This is a genomic window from Rhodococcus aetherivorans, from assembly GCF_011058165.1.
Classification (GTDB): Bacteria; Actinomycetota; Actinomycetes; order Mycobacteriales; family Mycobacteriaceae; genus Rhodococcus; species Rhodococcus aetherivorans.
Genome location: NZ_JAALEG010000073.1, coordinates 15507 through 31673 on the forward strand (window position 1 = coordinate 15507; position 16167 = coordinate 31673).

The 16167-nt window shown below is 71.3% G+C and carries 13 protein-coding genes; 6 read left to right on the top strand and 7 right to left on the bottom strand.

Features of this window, described 5'->3' with window-relative positions:
* Positions 1-107: 107 nt before the first annotated feature.
* Positions 108-953, bottom strand: a complete 846-nt coding sequence (locus G6039_RS22905) for a ParB N-terminal domain-containing protein (RefSeq protein ID WP_006938754.1) — start codon at positions 951-953, stop codon at positions 108-110.
* Positions 954-1047: 94 nt separating this feature from the next.
* Here G6039_RS22905 and G6039_RS22910 point away from each other — a divergent pair, with 94 nt between their 5' ends.
* Positions 1048-1635, top strand: a complete 588-nt coding sequence (locus tag G6039_RS22910; RefSeq protein ID WP_006938753.1) for a suppressor of fused domain protein — start codon at positions 1048-1050, stop codon at positions 1633-1635.
* 9 nt (positions 1636-1644) lie between these two features.
* On the opposite strand, the gene G6039_RS22915 is transcribed toward G6039_RS22910, so the two are convergent.
* Both G6039_RS22915 and corA read right to left on the bottom strand, forming a co-directional pair.
* Positions 1645-3459 carry a hypothetical protein gene (locus tag G6039_RS22915; protein ID WP_043799268.1) on the bottom strand — a complete coding sequence of 605 codons (1815 nt, stop codon included), beginning with the start codon at positions 3457-3459 and terminating at the stop codon, positions 1645-1647.
* Positions 3450-4517, bottom strand: coding sequence for a magnesium/cobalt transporter CorA (corA, locus tag G6039_RS22920; RefSeq protein WP_029542492.1), 1068 nt, complete (start codon positions 4515-4517; stop codon positions 3450-3452). The genes G6039_RS22915 and corA overlap by 10 nt, the downstream gene beginning before the upstream one ends.
* 122 nt (positions 4518-4639) lie before the next feature.
* Between corA and G6039_RS22925 the strand changes: the two genes are divergently transcribed.
* From G6039_RS22925 to G6039_RS22940, 4 genes are all read left to right on the top strand, one after another.
* A complete protein-coding gene (locus tag G6039_RS22925) occupies positions 4640-5494 on the top strand; it encodes a PHP domain-containing protein (RefSeq protein ID WP_029542495.1) in 855 nt (284 codons plus the stop codon).
* Positions 5491-5925, top strand: a complete 435-nt coding sequence (locus tag G6039_RS22930) for a hypothetical protein (protein ID WP_029542497.1) — start codon at positions 5491-5493, stop codon at positions 5923-5925. The genes G6039_RS22925 and G6039_RS22930 overlap by 4 nt, the downstream gene beginning before the upstream one ends.
* A gap of 445 nt (positions 5926-6370) precedes the next feature.
* On the top strand, positions 6371-7564 hold the full coding sequence (locus tag G6039_RS22935) for an NAD(P)-dependent malic enzyme (protein ID WP_029542499.1): 1194 nt from the start codon (positions 6371-6373) through the stop codon (positions 7562-7564).
* Positions 7565-7644: 80 nt separating this feature from the next.
* Positions 7645-8592 carry a glycine betaine ABC transporter substrate-binding protein gene (locus tag G6039_RS22940; RefSeq protein WP_006938746.1) on the top strand — a complete coding sequence of 316 codons (948 nt, stop codon included), beginning with the start codon at positions 7645-7647 and terminating at the stop codon, positions 8590-8592.
* Here the strand turns inward: G6039_RS22940 and G6039_RS22945 are convergent.
* The 3 genes from G6039_RS22945 to G6039_RS22955 are packed head-to-tail and all read right to left on the bottom strand — an operon-like array spanning position 8551 to position 11886.
* Positions 8551-9468: an alpha/beta hydrolase gene (locus G6039_RS22945; protein ID WP_006938745.1), complete on the bottom strand. Its 918-nt coding sequence runs from the start codon at positions 9466-9468 to the stop codon at positions 8551-8553. The two genes, G6039_RS22940 and G6039_RS22945, sit on opposite strands and share 42 nt — an antisense overlap.
* A 10-nt stretch (positions 9469-9478) precedes the next feature.
* Positions 9479-10306 (bottom strand): SDR family NAD(P)-dependent oxidoreductase, encoded by an 828-nt coding sequence (locus G6039_RS22950; RefSeq protein ID WP_006938739.1) that lies wholly within the window; start codon positions 10304-10306, stop codon positions 9479-9481.
* The gene (locus tag G6039_RS22955; RefSeq protein ID WP_043799271.1) at positions 10303-11886 is read right to left on the bottom strand and encodes a flavin-containing monooxygenase; all 1584 of its coding nucleotides are present in this window, start codon (positions 11884-11886) and stop codon (positions 10303-10305) included. Before G6039_RS22955 ends, G6039_RS22950 begins: the two co-directional genes overlap by 4 nt.
* A 71-nt stretch (positions 11887-11957) precedes the next feature.
* Between G6039_RS22955 and G6039_RS22960 the strand changes: the two genes are divergently transcribed.
* On the top strand, positions 11958-12590 hold the full coding sequence (locus G6039_RS22960; RefSeq protein ID WP_037200704.1) for a TetR/AcrR family transcriptional regulator: 633 nt from the start codon (positions 11958-11960) through the stop codon (positions 12588-12590).
* Positions 12591-12707: 117 nt separating this feature from the next.
* Here the strand turns inward: G6039_RS22960 and G6039_RS22965 are convergent.
* On the bottom strand, positions 12708-16167 hold a 3460-nt coding region (locus tag G6039_RS22965; protein WP_164528124.1), incomplete at its 5' end, for a multifunctional oxoglutarate decarboxylase/oxoglutarate dehydrogenase thiamine pyrophosphate-binding subunit/dihydrolipoyllysine-residue succinyltransferase subunit.

A 16167-nucleotide genomic window follows, 5' to 3' on the forward strand; every position in this document is an offset into this window, starting at 1 on the left:
CGGCACGCTTCTCGACCGGCCCGAGGCACCCGGGCGTTCGGTGGGCGCCCTCGGTGGCTGACCGGGGATACCTCCGGCGCCCCGGGATCAAACCGGTGGGCGTGCGCTCACCGCGGGGCCCGCCGCCGCAGCCGCTCGATGATCTCCTCGTTCCACACGTGCCGCCGCACCAGCCGGTACCGTTCGCCGGCCAGCCACAGATACGCCTCGGCGTCGGTGCGGGTGCGCAGCATCCCCGCCGCCCGCACCATGTCGACCACCGGTACGAACTCCTCGTCGAACCACCGCTGCGCCACCACGTCGCGGGTGAGGAACTCGCCGCGCTCCTGCATGAGCCGGAAGCCCCACGCCTCGATGCACTCGGCCAGTTCCGCGTAGTCCCACGGGTCCCGGACGGTCACCGCATCACGCCGGCTGCCGGTGAGCGGCACCCGGCTGAGGAACATCCGGTAATGGTCCTTGCGCATCAGGTCCGAGTGCTGGGTCACGCCCTCCGGCGAGATCCGGGTGACGATCTCGGTCACGTAGGCGTCGATGGTCGCGTCACCGCGGGCGTAGGCGATGGAGACGCGGTGGTGCCCGTCCACCACGAAATGCATCGTCCCGATGCGGTACACCGTGATCGGCGGCACCGCCTCGCCCCGGCGGCGGGCCGTGGCCAACTTCTCCCACCGCTGGCGCAGCCGCGCCGACGTGGGCCGGAACCGCCGGTCGAAGTCCTCGGTGCGGTCCACGCTGCCGACGATCGAGGCCACGTCGATGCTCTGCAGGCCCAGGCGCCGTTCCCCGACCCGGCCGAGGGCCCGCACCACGGCGTCGAACGGCAGCACGGCGTTGACGTCCTCGGGTTCGCGGCGCAGCCACGCGATCAGCCGCGCGTACTCGGCGCGCCGCCGCTGCCGGGAGAAGTCGTCGCCGGCGTCGGCGCCGGGGAAGCCGGTGTCTCGCACCATTACACGACGGTACCGGCGGACGGGGCCCCGGTCGGCCGGATCGGCGCAGGCCGCACCGGCGGCGCGGGACCCGCCTCGGGTCTACATTGCAGGGGTGATCGACGCCGTGCTGCCCGCCGTCCGTGCCCATCTCAGCGCCCGCCTCGGGGGCGGCGAGCCGGAGACGGCGTCCGTGACGTTCCTCGGCCTCGAACCCATCGAGGTGCTGCGCTTCCGCGTGGAACAGCCGGACCTGGTGCGGTTCGCGACCCTGGGGTGTTCGCGGCACCCGATGGGCGACCCCACCGCGACGGTCGCCGACCCGACCCGCGGGCCGCGCGCCGAGCTGATCCTCAGCGTGCGCGGCCTCAGCGGCAGTCTCCCGGGACTGGTCCGCACGCTCGCGACGCTCGCCGCCCTGCCCGCGGTGGAGGGCGTCGTCCTCACCGACGACGCCCTGCTCGACCTGGGGGAGCCGCTGTGGCAGGGCGCCACCTTCACCGCGGTGATGCTCGAGCCGAGCGACGTCCCCGACCTGGTGCTGCCCGAGCCCGCCGACCCGGTGCGGTTCTTCGAGGTGATACCGCTGACCGGCACCGAGGCCGCGTGGAAGCGGTTGCGCGGCGGCGCTGCGCTGCGCGAGGCGTGGTCGGAGGCCGGCATCGACGTGCGGGACCCGAACCGCGCCCCGGCCCGCATGTGAATCGCGCCGTCAGCGGGGCACGACGACCCCGATCGGGCCACCGGCGAGGCAGACGTCGAGCCCGGCCGACGCGGAGCGGGCCTGCAGCCCGGTGCCCGCGCCCGGGACCCGCGCGTACACCGTGCCCAGTCCCGCGGTGACCGGCACCCGCACCCGTGGCGCGGCGGGGAAGCCCACCTCGATCTCGCCGTCCGCGGAGGCACGGTAGTTCAGCTGCACCGTCCATTCCCCGCCCACCAGCGCGGTGTCGGCGGGGAGCACGGTCGTCGTCGACGCGGTGAGCAGATGCCCGCAGTCGGGCACCGGCCCGGGCAGCACGTGCCGCACCGGGACGAGACCCGCCGGCACCAGCCGTCCGCCGTCGTCGAGCACCTGCAGTTCGGTGGTGACGGCGCCGATCTCGGCGCGTCCCGGCAGCGGCGAGAACACGCGGCTGAGCAGATTGTGGGGGTGGGTGACCGGCAGGAGCACCCACACCGAGACGGGATGATCGAGGATCGGCATGTCCGGCCGCGCGGTGAGCGCGGACTTCGCGGCGGCCAGGTACGCGCCGGTGGGGTTGTCGGCCCAGGTGCGGGCGAACGTCGCCGTCGACCACAGGCTGCTCGCCGCGAAGGTGACCGCGCACCCGGCCGCGACGAGCCGTCGTGCCGGTTGTGCGGGGGGCGCGTCGCCGCGCGACGGAGCGCGCAGGATCAGTGCCGCGGCGATCGCGACGACGACGGCCGTGTCGGTGTGGTAGCGCAGGGTCTGCGCCAGTTCGTACGTCGTGTCCGGGCCGAAGCGGGTGCTGATCATCGCGGCCGTCGAGGCCGCCACGTAGAGGGCCGTCGCGGCCCACACCCAGCCCGTGCGCCGGTTCCGCCGCAGCGACCACACCAGGACGGCGAGCACCGCCGCCCAGGCCGCCACGACCAGCCCGGCCGGCGGATCCGCCCACGGCGGGCCCGGATTCCAGCGGTCCCATCGCCACGGCCCGCCCAGCAGGGTCGGCAGCACCCCGAACGAGACGCCGTGGTGCGTCAGCCCGCGCACCACGTCGGCCGTGGGCGCCCCGAACCGGGACTCCACCAGGGACGGGTAGGCGGCCGCCCACCCGGCGAGGGAGAGCGCCGAGCCGAGCCACAGCGGCGCCCCGCGCACCGCCGCGGTGCGCACCGGCCGGCGGCGGCCGTCCAGCCGGTACATCAGGGCGACGGTCGCGAAGGCCACCGCCGGCACCAGCACCGACTTCTCGAAGAACAGCAGCGCGACGACGGTGACCGCCGTCCCGCTCAGCGCGTAGCGGATCCGGCCGGTGCGCACCAGCCGGATCGCGTCGCCGGCCACCCACGCCAGGGCCGCCTGCAGCGGCAGCGAATTCAGCCCCGCCGCCCACCACGCGAACGACGGCAGCGTCAGAGGGGTGAACAGGTAGAACAGCAGCGGGCCGAGCAGCGCCGGCCGCGGCCCCAGCAGCAACCACAGCACGCGCAGCACGGCCAGCGACGCCAGCGCCTGGCCGGCCACCAGCGTCGCCGCTGCGGGCCACCACTGCAGCGGCGCGAGGGCCGTGACGACGCCGGCCACCAGGAACCCACCCGGCATGAGATGGCCGTCGTGGTCGTAGCCGAGGAGTTCGAACGACAACAGCGGGTGCATGCCCGAGCGTCCGACCAGAATCAGGTCGTCCCAGTAGAACTCCCCGCGGAAGGCGAGCAGCGAGCGCACCGTCAGCTGCAGGGCGATCAGGACGAGTGCCGCCGCGAGCACCGCCGGGCCGGGTGTGCGCCCGTCGGGGGAGACCGGCGCGAGGCGCTCCCGGGCCGCGGTGATCAGAGCCATTTGTTGCGGCGGAACGTGACGAACAGGCCGACGGTGATCGCGACGATGGCCCCGATGACCACGAAGTATCCGTGCTCCCAGTGCAGTTCGGGCATGTTGTCGAAGTTCATCCCGTAGATCCCGGCGATCATCGTGGGTACGGCCGCGATCGCCACCCATGCCGAGATCCGGCGCATGTCGGTGTTCTGCTGCACCGTCACCTTCGCGATCGCGGCATCGACGAGAGTGCTCAGCGTCTCGTCGTAGTCCGCGATGCGCTCGGCCACCTTGGTGTGATGGTCGGCCACGTCCCGGAAGTAGCGCCGGACCTCCTTGGGCACCGGATTGCCCGCGCCGCGGGTCAGCTGGCGCAGCGGCGTCGCGAGGGGGAGCACCGCCCGCCGCAACTCCACGATCTCCCGCTTGAGCAGATAGATCTGTTCCACCGCGATGCGGGTGTCGGGCGTGAACACCAGTTCCTCGAGGTCGTCGATGTCCGGCTGCACGGCGTCGACCACGGCGAGGTACGTGTCCACGACGTGGTCGGCGACGGCGTGCAGCACCGACGACGGCCCCAGCGCCAGCCGCTCCGGGGCCGCCTCGAGCCGATGCCGCACGTCCGCCAGCGCCGAGTGGTCGCCGTGGCGGACGCTCACGACGAAGTCCCGGCCGCAGAAGAGCATGATCTCGCCGGTCTCGACGATCTCCTTGGTCGTGGTCACCGACTCGTGCTCGACGTAGTTCACGGTCCGCAGCACCAGGAACGTCACGTCGTCGTAGCGCTCGAGCTTGGGCCGCTGATGCGCGTGCACCGCGTCCTCGACCGTCAGCTCGTGCAGGCCGAACGTGCGGCCCACGCTCGTCATCTGCTGTTCGTCGGGCTCGTGCAGGCCGAGCCACACGAAGCCGGCGCCGCGCCGGCGCACCTCCGCGAGCGCCGCGCCGTGGGCGTAACGGCCCGGCAGTCGCATGCCGTCGACGTAGACGGCGCAGTCCACGACGGCCCGCTCGGCGGGGATCCGCAGGGCGGGCGCCGCGGCGCCGGTCCGTCGCGACGAGTGCGAGGGCAGGTTCGGCATCGGTTCCCTTCCGCGCGGCACGCTCCGGCCCGAACCGGGCGGTCCGGGCCGTCACAGCGTCATGCTAACCCGCCCCGGGCCGTCCGCCGGGGCTGCGCGACGGCACCTGACACACTGGTGGGGTGCGTATCGACCTGCATGCCCACTCGCTCGCCTCCGACGGGACCGACACCCCGGCGGGGCTCGTCCGCGCCGCCGCCGAGGCCGGGCTCGACGTCGTCGCCCTGACCGACCACGACACCACCGCCGGCTGGGACGCTGCGGCCGACGCCCTGCCCGGGGGACTGCGGCTGATCCGCGGCATGGAGATGTCGTGCACCGGGCGCGGCGAGGACGGCCGGCCCGTGGCGGTGCACCTGCTCGCGTACCTGTTCGACCCGCGGGACGAGGCGTTCGCGGTCGAGCGGGAGCGCCTGCGGGCGGAGCGGGTGGCCCGCATCCGGGCGATGGCCGAGCGGATGGCCGACGACGGGCTGCCCGTCGACCCCGAACGGATCGTCACCGCTGCCGGCCCGGTGGCCGGCCGACCCCACCTGGCGCGTGCGCTGGTGGAGGCGGGTGTCGTCCCGAGCATCGACGCCGCCTTCGCAGACCTGCTCTCGTCGCGGGGCCGCTACTACGTCACCAAGGCGGACACGCCGCTGTCGGACGCCGTGCGCATGGTCGCCGCGGCCGGCGGCGTCACCGTCGTGGCGCATGCCCGTGCCCGCTCGCGCGGGCGGCTGCTTGCGCTCGACCACATCGAGGAGCTCGCCGAGCTGGGCCTCGGGGGCCTCGAGGCGGACCATCCGGACCACGATCCGGACGACGCGCGGCTCATGCGGGACATGGCGGCGAAGCTCGACCTGTTCGTGACCGGGTCGTCCGACTACCACGGCGGCAACAAGAACGTCTCCCTCGGCCGGTACACGACGGACCCCGAGGCGCTCGAGGCCCTGACGGCCCGTGCCACCGGGATCGAGGTGCTTGCGGGATGACCACCTGGGGCCGCCCTGCGCGACGTCACGACCGCGCCGACGGGTACGACGACTACCACGCCGACGACTACTACGCCGACGACTCCGGCCGCGACCCCTACGGCGCCCCCACGGCGGCGCCGTCCCGCCCGGGTCGCGGGGCGCCGCGGCGGGACGGGCTCGTCGTGCGGGGACTGCGGGCGCTGTCCGGCGTGGTGTGCGGCGCGGTGATCGTCCTGACGGTGGTGGTCTGGGCGGCGCAGTACCTGGGCGACAAGCGGGATTTCCCGGGACCGGGCTCGGCGTCGCTGTCCGCGCACGTCGTCGCGGTGGTCGTCGTGTCGGCCGCGCAGGTGTTCGCGGACCGCCGGCGCGGGCTCGCCGCCGCCGTGGGCGCCGGTGTGGTCTATCTCACGGGCGCGGTCCTGATGTTCACCCAGTGGTGGGGCTGACGTTTCGCGCGCCGTCCGTTACCGGTAGGTAACCGGCCGGCATCTCGGGCTTTTGCCTCGGAACGGCTCCGATCGCGGGGTCGACATTCCGGCTCGGCTGTCCAAACTCACAGGTGAGCGGGGAAAAACGTGAGACATTCGCAAGAAATACCGATTTGATTGTTGGGTTGTGAAGGTGGCAAACTTTTCCTCAATCCGGCGTCGGTGCCACCGCCCCGAAGCCGGACGAAGATGGCAGACCCTGTAGAGGGCTCGTCGCCAGGGCTCACCCGCCTCGGCGCCATCACGCTCCGGAAGTCGTACAGCGTTGTACAGCGGTAACCGTGATCGCGCCCGGAAGCTTCACCGAAATGTCCTTGGCGAAGCGCTGCGCCGGATGTCCGTCGCGCAGCTACTTCGCAGTAACCGGAACCCGAGTGGTTCCGGCTCGAGCAGGAGTGTCATCGTGTCAATCGTGTCTGATGCACCTACCCCCCGGAAGGTCGAATTGACCGACGAGGAAATCTTCAGCAGCCATATCGACGGCAAGCTGTCCGTCGAGCTCACCGCACCCCTGGAGACGCAGCGCGATCTGTCGATCGCCTACACGCCCGGCGTCGCGCAGGTTTCCCGCGCGATCGCGGCCGACGAGACCCTCGCCGACCGCTACACCTGGACCAACCGCCTCGTGGTGGTCGTCTCCGACGGTTCGGCGGTGCTCGGCCTCGGTGACATCGGCCCGCGCGCGTCGCTGCCGGTGATGGAGGGCAAGTCCGCCCTGTTCAAGAAGTTCGCGGGCCTGAACTCGATCCCGCTGGTGCTCGACACCAAGGATCCCGACGAGATCGTCGAGACGCTGATCCGGCTGCGCCCGAGCTTCGGCGCGGTCAACCTCGAGGACATCTCCGCCCCGCGCTGCTTCGAGATCGAACGACGCGTCATCGAGGCGCTGGACTGCCCGGTCATGCACGACGACCAGCACGGCACCGCCATCGTGGCGCTCGCCGCGCTCAAGGGCGCCGCCAAGGTGCAGGGCCGCGAGCTGGCCGGCCTGCGCATCGTCATCTCCGGCGCCGGTGCCGCCGGCGTCGCCGTCGCGAACATCCTGCTCGCCGCCGGCGCGGCCGATGTGACCGTGCTGGACTCGAAGGGCATCGTCTCGGCCGAGCGCACCGACCTGAACGAGGTCAAGGTCGACCTGGCCGCGCGGACCAACCCGGCCGGCCGGCACGGCGGGCTGATCGAGGCCCTCGACGGCGCGGATGTGTTCATCGGCGTCTCGGCCGGCACGGTGCCGGAGGAGATCGTCGCTCGGATGGCCGACGGCGCGATCGTGTTCGCGCTGTCGAACCCGGATCCGGAGATCCACCCGGAGGTCGCCGCCAAGCACGCCGCGATCGTCGCGACCGGCCGCAGCGACTTCCCGAACCAGATCAACAACGTGCTGGCCTTCCCCGGTGTGTTCAAGGGCGCGCTCGACGCGGGCGCCCGGCGCATCACCGAGGGCATGAAGCTCGCCGCCGCCGAGGCCATCCTCTCGGTCGTCGGTGACGAGTTGGCCGTGGACAAGATCGTCCCGAGCCCTCTCGATCCGCGGGTGGCGCCCGCCGTCGCCGAGGCCGTCGCGGCCGCGGCGCGGGCCGAGGGCGTCACCGACTGACGCGATCGACCGCACGCCCCGGCCGGAGCCCGCACCCAGGTTCCGGACCGGGGCGTTCGGCTTTCCGGGGATGCGCGAGGATGGGCATCGTGTGGAGCGCGAGGAGCCGGGGACTGCGGGGCGAGGGATTCATTCGGACGGTGGCCGGGCCGGTGGTCGCCGTCGCGGTGCTGACCGGGTGCGGGCCGTCGGTGGTCGACGAGTCGACGGACGTCGCCACCGTGGTCGTCGGCGCCGGAGACGACGCCGCGAGCGAACTGCTCGCCCGGATCTACGCGGGCGCCCTGGCCGGTAGCGGGACCCGGACCGAACTGCGCACCGGGCTCGGCGGCCGCGCCGACTACCTCGCGGCGCTGGACGCGGCCGAGGTGACCCTCGTGCCGGACTACACCGGACGGCTGTTGCGGTACTTCGCCCCGGCTGCGACGGACACGGACGCCGAGGACGTGTTCGAGGCGCTCGCCCGATCCCTGCCCGACGACATGGCGATCACGGACTACGCTGCCGCACAGGATCGTTCGGTGCTGTTCGTCTCCGACGCCACCGCTGCCCGGCTCGGTACCACCGAGTTGGCCGGGATCGTCGGCCGGTGCGGCGAGCTGACCGTGACGGTCACGGGCGGATTCGAGGAGAACGACGGACTGCGGGACATGGCCGAAAGAGGCTGCGTCCCAGGCCGTGTCGAAACCGACGACGCGCCGGGGCCCGCGGCCGGCGGGGGCGTGGCCGCGCTGACGACCGCCTCGGCCGCCGCGCGCGACGCGACGGGCGTCGCGCTGCAGGATGCGCCGGACCGCGCGCCCGGATCCGGTCCGGAGACCGGAACCGGCACGGAGCCACCGGTGTTCACCGCACAGAACGTCGTCCCGGTGTTCCGCAAGCACGTCCTCGAGGAACGTCAGCTCGAGGCCCTGAGTCTCGTCGCGGGGGAGCTGACCACCGCCGACCTGGCCGAGATGCTCGACCGGATCGGCGGCGGCGAGGACTCAGCCGTCGTCGCGCAGGCGTGGCTCACCGAGCACGTGTGAGCGCAGGAAGGCGCCGAGCTGTGCCACCGCGTCGGCGGCCTCGCCCACCAGCGCGGCCTGCAGATGGGCCACGTGCCACAGTTCGCGCTGCTCGGTGACCGTCACGTCCACCCCCGCCTCACGCAGCTTCCGGGCGAACTCGGTGACCTGCGGGTACAGCATCTCGCCGGTGCCGACGTGGATCAGCGTCGGCGGCAGGCCGGCCAGGTCTCCGCGCAGCGGCGCGTAGCCGGGGTCGGAGGCGTCGCGGTCGCCGAGATACGCCCGCGCCGACGCCGAGATCCAGGCGGCGTTGAGGACCGTGTCCCGGTCGAAGGGGAAGTCCCGCGAGGCGGGATCGACCCAGGGCGCGATCAGCCCCAGGGCGGCGGGCCGCACCCCGTGCCGGTCGATCAGCCGGCGCGCCGCCGCGACCGTCAGGCCGCCCCCGGCCGAGTCGCCGGCGATCGGGGCGGTCTGCGGGGTCACGCCGTGCTCGGTCACCAGCTCGAGGTACGCACCGACCGCGTCGTCCAGTGCGGCGGGGTAGGGGTGCTCCGGGGCCAGCCGGTAGTCGAGCACGTACACCGCCGAACCCGAGGCCGCGGCCAGGTGCGCGGCCAGGGACCGGTGCGTGGCGGGCGAGGCCACCGTGTACCCGCCCCCGTGCAGGTACAGGACCGCGGTGGGACGTTCGGTGGCGCCGACGGTGACGCGTTCGGCGGGCCGGCCCGCGAGCGTGACCTGCTGCACCACCGTGCCCTCGGGCAGGGTCTGGATCGGCGCGACGAGCTCGAGCAGCCGGCGCTGGACGGGGTACGGCAGCCGCGCGTTGAGGGCGAGCCGGTAGGCCGGCCGCACCGCGGCCCGCACGACGGGCAGGGGGAGCTGGGGCATGACCGCGACCCTAGCCCTTCGGCACGAAGCGGCCACTGACGAATGCGACGACACGCTGATAGGACGGGCCCACCACGCGCACCCAGGCGTCGAGGAACTTCGCGTCGGCGCCGATGAGTACCCGGGCCCTGCCCCTGCGCACGCCCTCGACGATGGTGCGGGCCGCGTCCTCCGGGCTGGTGCGGGCCAGCTTGCGGTCGAAGAACTGGGCGAAGGACTCCTGATCGTCGCCGGCCGGGACGGCGGCGTTGCGGGCGATCGCCGTCTTGATGCCGCCGGGGTGCACGCAGGTGACCTTGACGGGGTGCCGGGCGACCAGCATCTCCTGGCGCAGCGCCTCGGTGAAGCCGCGGACGGCGAACTTCGCGGAGTTGTAGGCGCTCTGACCGGGGATGGCCAGCAGCCCGAACAGGCTCGAGACGTTGACGATGTGGCCGTCCCCGGACGCGACGACGTGGGGCAGGAACGCCTTGGTGCCGTTCACCACGCCCCAGAAGTCGACGTCCATGATCCGCTCGATGTCCTTGAACTCCGAGCGTTCGAACTCGCCGTGGTAGGCGATGCCGGCGTTGTTGTAGATCTGGTTGACCTGGCCGAAGTGGACGGCGACGGCGTCGGCGTAGTCGAGCACCGCCTCGCGCTGCGTGACGTCGAGGTGATCGGCCTTGACCTCGGCGCCGAGGTCGCGGGCCCGGCGCACAGTCTCGTCCAGCCCGGCGGTGTCGACGTCGGACAGGGCCAGCCGGGCGCCGCGCCGGGCGAGCTCGAGCGCCAGGGCACGGCCGATGCCCGATCCGGCGCCGGTGATCACGGCGACCTTTCCTGCGAACTCGCTCACTGCGCTGCCACCTTCCGGGTGTCGGTCTCGTCGGAGTCACGGACGGTCGCCGGCGTCTGCGCCGGGACCGGGGGGAGGTCCGCCGCGGCGACGCTGCGGTAGGCGTCCAGGTCGAAATGCTTGGTGATGCGGCGGAATTCGAACGTGAAGCTCGGCCACAGGGTGGTGTTGTTGCCGTGCTTGTCGAGGTACCAGCTGGCGCAGCCGCCGTTGCTCCACACGCTGCGCTTCAGGGCGTCCTGCAGGTTGCGGTTGTATTCGCCCTGCACCTCCGGGCGCACCTCGACGGTGCCGATCCGGTGGCGGTCGATCGTCTCGATCGCGTCCACCAGGTAGTTCAGCTGGGATTCGATCATGTACACCATCGAGGTGTGGCCGAGTCCGGTGTTCGGTCCCACGAGGAAGAACATGTTGGGGAAACCGGCGACGGCGGCGCCCTTGTAGCCCTGCATGCCGGTGGCGTCGAAGACGTCCGCCAGGCTGCGGCCGTCCTTGCCGAAGATGCCGGCGAAGGTGGGCGAGTCGGTGACGTGGAAGCCGGTGGCGACGACGATGGCGTCGACCTGGCGGGTGGTGCCGTCGCGGGTGACGATGCCGTCTGCGGTGACCTCGGCGATGCCGTCGGTGACCAGGTCGACGTTCGGCCGGGCCAGCGCGGGGTAGTAGTTGTTCGAGATGAGCATCCGCTTGCAGCCGATCCGGAAGTTCGGGGTGACCTTGCGGCGCAGCTCGGGGTCGGTGATCTGGCGGCGGATGTGCGCGCGGGCGGCGAGCTCGAGCGGCTTCATGAAGGCCGGTGCCTTGGCCAGGCCGACGACCTGCGTCTCGCGGGTGAGGTACTGCAGGGCGCGGGACAGGCGCTGGAACCCGGGTACGCGGCGGAACGCGAGCCGCTCGACGGGGGTGTATTCGCGGTCGGCGCGAGGCAGCACCCAGGGAGCGGTGCGCTGGTAGACGTCGAGGTGGGCGACCTTGCCGGCGATGGCGGGCACGATCTGGATTGCGGAGGCTCCGGTGCCGATCACGGCGACGCGCTTGCCGGTCAGGTCCGCGTCGTGGTTCCACCGGGCGGAGTGGAAGATCTCGCCCCGGAACCCTTCGATGCCCGCGATGTCGGGCAGCGACGGCTCGCACAGCGCCCCGACGGCGGAGACGACGATCCGGGCGTCGAACGCACCCTTGGTGGTCTGCACGTCCCAGCGGTGGGTGGCGGTGTTCCAGCGGACGGTCTGCACGTCGCACCCGAACACGGTGCGGCGGCGTACGTCGTACCTGTCGGCGACCGAGGCGATGTAGGCCTGGATCTCGGGCTGGGGGGAGAAGGACCGCGTCCAGCCGGGGTTGAGGGCGAACGAGTAGGAGTACAGGTTGGACGGGACGTCGCACGCGGCGCCCGGGTACGTGTTGTCGCGCCAGGTGCCGCCGACCTCCGATCCGCGCTCGAGGACCACGAAGTCCTTGCCGGCCCGGGTCAGTCGGACGGCGGCGCCGAGTCCGGCGAACCCGCTGCCGATGATCAGCGTGTCGACCTGACGCGGGTGCGCATCGGTGGCGATGGTGTCTGTAACCGGAAGACTCATGTAAATAAGCGTAGGACCATATTGAGCGCCGGTCAATAGCCTGTTGACTGCGATTCAACAAGAGTGTTTGCATGGCATCTGTGAAGGGCAACAGCAGCAAGCGCACCAGGCTGAGTCCCGCCGAGCGGCGGGCCCAGCTCGTCGACCTCGGCGTGCAACTGCTCGCCGAACGGCCGCTCGAGCAGATCTCCGTCGAGGACATCGCCGACCAGGCGGGGGTGTCGCGCGGGCTGCTGTTCCACTACTTCGCGTCCAAGCACGACTTCCACGTCGAACTCGTCCGGCACACCAGCCGGGACATGCTCGAGCGCACCGCACCCGACGACAGCCTCGAACCGATGGAGATGCTGCGCGGCACGATCGTCGCGTACGTCGACTACGTCACCGACCACCGCGACACCTACCTGTCGATGCTGCGCGGCACCGCGAGCGGGGACCCGGACATGCGGCAGGTCTTCGAGGACACACGCACCGCCATGGTCGATCGCACCGTCGCGTACCTGCCCCGCATCGGCATCGACGCCGGGCCCGCCGTCGCCCTGGCCGTGCGCGGCTGGATCGCGTTCGTCGAGGACACGACGATCGCCTGGCTCCGGGACCCGCAGCTCACCCGCGAGGAGTTCGTCGACCTCGCCGTCGCCGCCCTGCCCGCGCTGGCCCTCGCCGCGGGCGCACCGAATGTCACAGCGGTTCGATCTGAGTGAACGCGTGTGACATTCGGTCACGTCCCGGGGGGCCGGAAACGGCGCGAGCCGGGCCGGCCGCCCCGAAGGGCAGGCACGACCCGGCTCGCGTGAGAACCGCGGGGCTACCGCCGGTGACTACCGGCCGAACGCCTTCTCCAGGATCTCCTGCTGCTCGACCGCGTGAACCTTGCTCGAGCCGGAGGACGGAGCCGACATCGCGCGCCGCGACGCCCGCTTGATGCCCGACAGCTTCTCGGGCAGCATCTCCGGCAGCGCCAGACCCAGGAACGGCCACGCTCCCTGGTTGGCCGGCTCCTCCTGCACCCAGAAGAACTCGTGCGCGTTCGGGTACCGGTCGAGCGCCTCGGCGATGCGGCGACGCGGCACCGGGTACAGCTGCTCGATCCGCAGGATCGCGATGTCGTCCCGCTTCTCCTTGTCCTTCTTCGCCTTCAGCTCCCAGTAGAGCTTGCCGGAGGTCAGCAGGACGCGGGTGACCTTGTCGCGGTCGCCACCCTCGTTCTCGTACAGCGGCTCCTCGAACACCGAGCGGAACTTGCCGGTGGTGAAGTCCTCGAGGTCGCTGACCGCGGCCTTGTTGCGCAGCATCGACTTCGGCGTGAACACCACCAGCGGGCGGCGGATGCCGTCGAGGTGGTGGCGGCGCAACAGGTGGAAGTAGCTCGCGGGCGTGGACGGCATGGCCACCGTCATCGACCCCTCGGCGCACAGCTGCAGGAACCGCTCGATGCGGCCCGAGGTGTGGTCCGGGCCCTGGCCCTCGTGGCCGTGCGGCAGCAGCAGCACCACGTCGGAGAGCTGACCCCACTTGGCCTCGCCGGAGGAGATGAACTCGTCGATGATGGACTGGGCGCCGTTGACGAAGTCACCGAACTGCGCCTCCCACAGCACCAGCGCCTCCGGGTTGCCCACGGAGTAGCCGTACTCGAAGCCCAGGCCCGCGAACTCGGTCAGCGCCGAGTCGTACACCATGAACTTGCCGCCCTTGCCGCCCTCGGCCGCCACCTGCTGCAGCGGGGTGTACTCGGCACCGGACTTGCGGTCGATGAGCACCGCGTGGCGCTGGGTGAAGGTGCCGCGGCGCGAGTCCTGACCGGCCAGGCGCACCAGGGCACCCTGCTCGACCAGCGAGCCGAACGCCAGCAGCTCGGCGTACGCCCAATCGATGTGACCCTCGCGGGACATCTCCCGGCGCTTCTCGACGACCGGCTTGACGCGCGGATGCACGGAGAAGCCCTCGGGGACGTTCACGAACGCGTCGCCGATCCGCTCGAGCACCGACTTGTCGACCGCGGTAGTCAGCTTCGCCGGCGGCGTCTGGTCGAGCTCGACCGACTCCGACGGTTCCGGCTTGTACTTCTCGAGCTCGCGGACCTCGTTGAAGACCCGTTCGAGCTGGCCCTGGTAGTCGCGCAGCGCGTCCTCGGCCTCTTTGAGCGAGATGTCGCCACGACCGATGAGGGACTCGGTGTAGCTCTTGCGGACGCTGCGCTTGGTGTCGATCACGTCGTACATCGCCGGCTGCGTCATCGACGGGTCGTCGCCCTCGTTGTGGCCGCGACGGCGGTAGCAGATCATGTCGATGACGACGTCCTTGTTGAACTTCTCCCGGAAGTCCACGGCCAGCCGGGCCACCCACACGCACGCCTCCGGGTCGTCCCCGTTGACGTGGAAGATCGGCGCGCCGATCATCTTCGCGACGTCGGTGCAGTACTCCGACGACCGCGAGTGCTCGGGGGCCGTGGTGAAGCCGACCTGGTTGTTGACGACGATGTGCACGGTGCCGCCGGTGCGGTAGCCGCGCAGCAGCGCGAGGTTGAGGGTCTCGGCCACGACGCCCTGGCCGGCGAACGCGGCGTCGCCGTGCAGCAGCAGCGGCATGACGGTGAAGCCGCCCTCGCCCTTGTCGAGGATGTCCTGCTTGGCGCGCACGAGGCCTTCGAGGACCGGGTTGACGGCCTCGAGGTGCGACGGGTTCGCCGTGAGCGACACCTTGATGTCGTTGTCGCCGAACATCTGGATGTAGTTGCCCTCGGCGCCGAGGTGGTACTTGACGTCGCCGGAGCCGTGGGCGGCGGCCGGGTTCAGGTTGCCCTCGAACTCGGTGAAGATCTTCGAGTACGGCTTGCCGACGATGTTGGCCAGCACGTTCAGGCGGCCGCGGTGCGGCATCGCGATGGCGACCTCGTCGAGCTCGTGCTCGGCGGCCTGGTCGATGATCGCGTCCATCATCGGGATGACCGACTCGGCGCCCTCGAGCGAGAACCGCTTCTGGCCGACGTACTTGGTCTGCAGGAAGGTCTCGAACGCCTCGGCGGCGTTGAGGCGGCTGAGGATGTACTTCTGCTGCGCCACGGTCGGCTTGACGTGGTGCGCCTCGACGCGCTCCTGCAGCCACTGCTGCTGCTCGGGATCGAGGATGTGGGTGTACTCCACGCCGACGTGGCGGCAGTAGGCGTCGCGCAGCACCGACAGCACGTCGCGCAGCTTCATGCGCTGCTGACCGTGGAAGCCGCCGACGTTGAACTCGCGGTCGAGGTCCCACAGGGTCAGATCGTGCGTGGTGACGTCGAGGTCCGGGTGCGACCGGAACTTGTCCTTGACGAACTGCAGCGGGTCCGTGTCGGCCATCAGGTGGCCGCGGCTGCGGTAGGCGGCGATCAGCTCGAGGACGCGGGTGCTCTTGTCGACCGCGCCTTCCGGCACGTCCTTGCGCCAGCGGACCGGCTCGTAGGGGATGTGCAGCGTGTGGAAGATCTCGTCGTAGAAATCGTCGCTGATCAGCAGGTTGTGGACGGTCCGCAGGAAGTCGCCGGACTCCGCGCCCTGGATGATGCGGTGATCGTACGTCGAGGTCAGCGTCATCAGCTTGCCGACGCCGAGCTCGGCGATGCGCTCGTCCGAGGCGCCCTGGAACTCGGCGGGGTACTCCATCGCACCGGCACCGATGATGGTGCCCTGACCCGGCATGAGCCGCGGTACCGAGTGCACGGTGCCGATGCCGCCCGGGTTGGTCAGCGAGATGGTGACGCCGGAGAAGTCCTCGGCGGTGAGCTTGCCGTCGCGCGCACGACGGACGATGTCCTCGTAGGCGGAGTAGAACTGCGCGAAGTTCATCGACTCGCAGTTCTTGATCGCGGCGACGACGAGCGAACGGTTGCCGTCCTTGCCGGCCAGGTCGATGGCCAGGCCGAGGTTGGTGTGCGCGGGGGTGACCGCGTTCGGCTTGCCGTCGATCTCGGCGAAGTGGCGGTTCATGTTCGGGAACGCCTTCACCGCCTGCACGATGGCGTAGCCGAGCAGGTGAGTGAACGACACCTTGCCGCCGCGGGTACGGGCGAGGTGGTTGTTGATGACGATCCGGTTGTCGACCATCAGCTTCGCAGGGATGGCGCGCACACTGGTGGCGGTCGGGATCGAGAGCGAGGCGTTCATGTTCTTCGCGACGGCAGCGGCAGCGCCACGGAGAACCTTGGACTCTTCCTGGGTGGCCGGCGCGGCGGGCTTCGCGGGGGCCGGCTTGGCGGCGGCGGCGGGCTTCGCGGGGGCCGGCTTGGCGGCGGCGGGCTTGGCC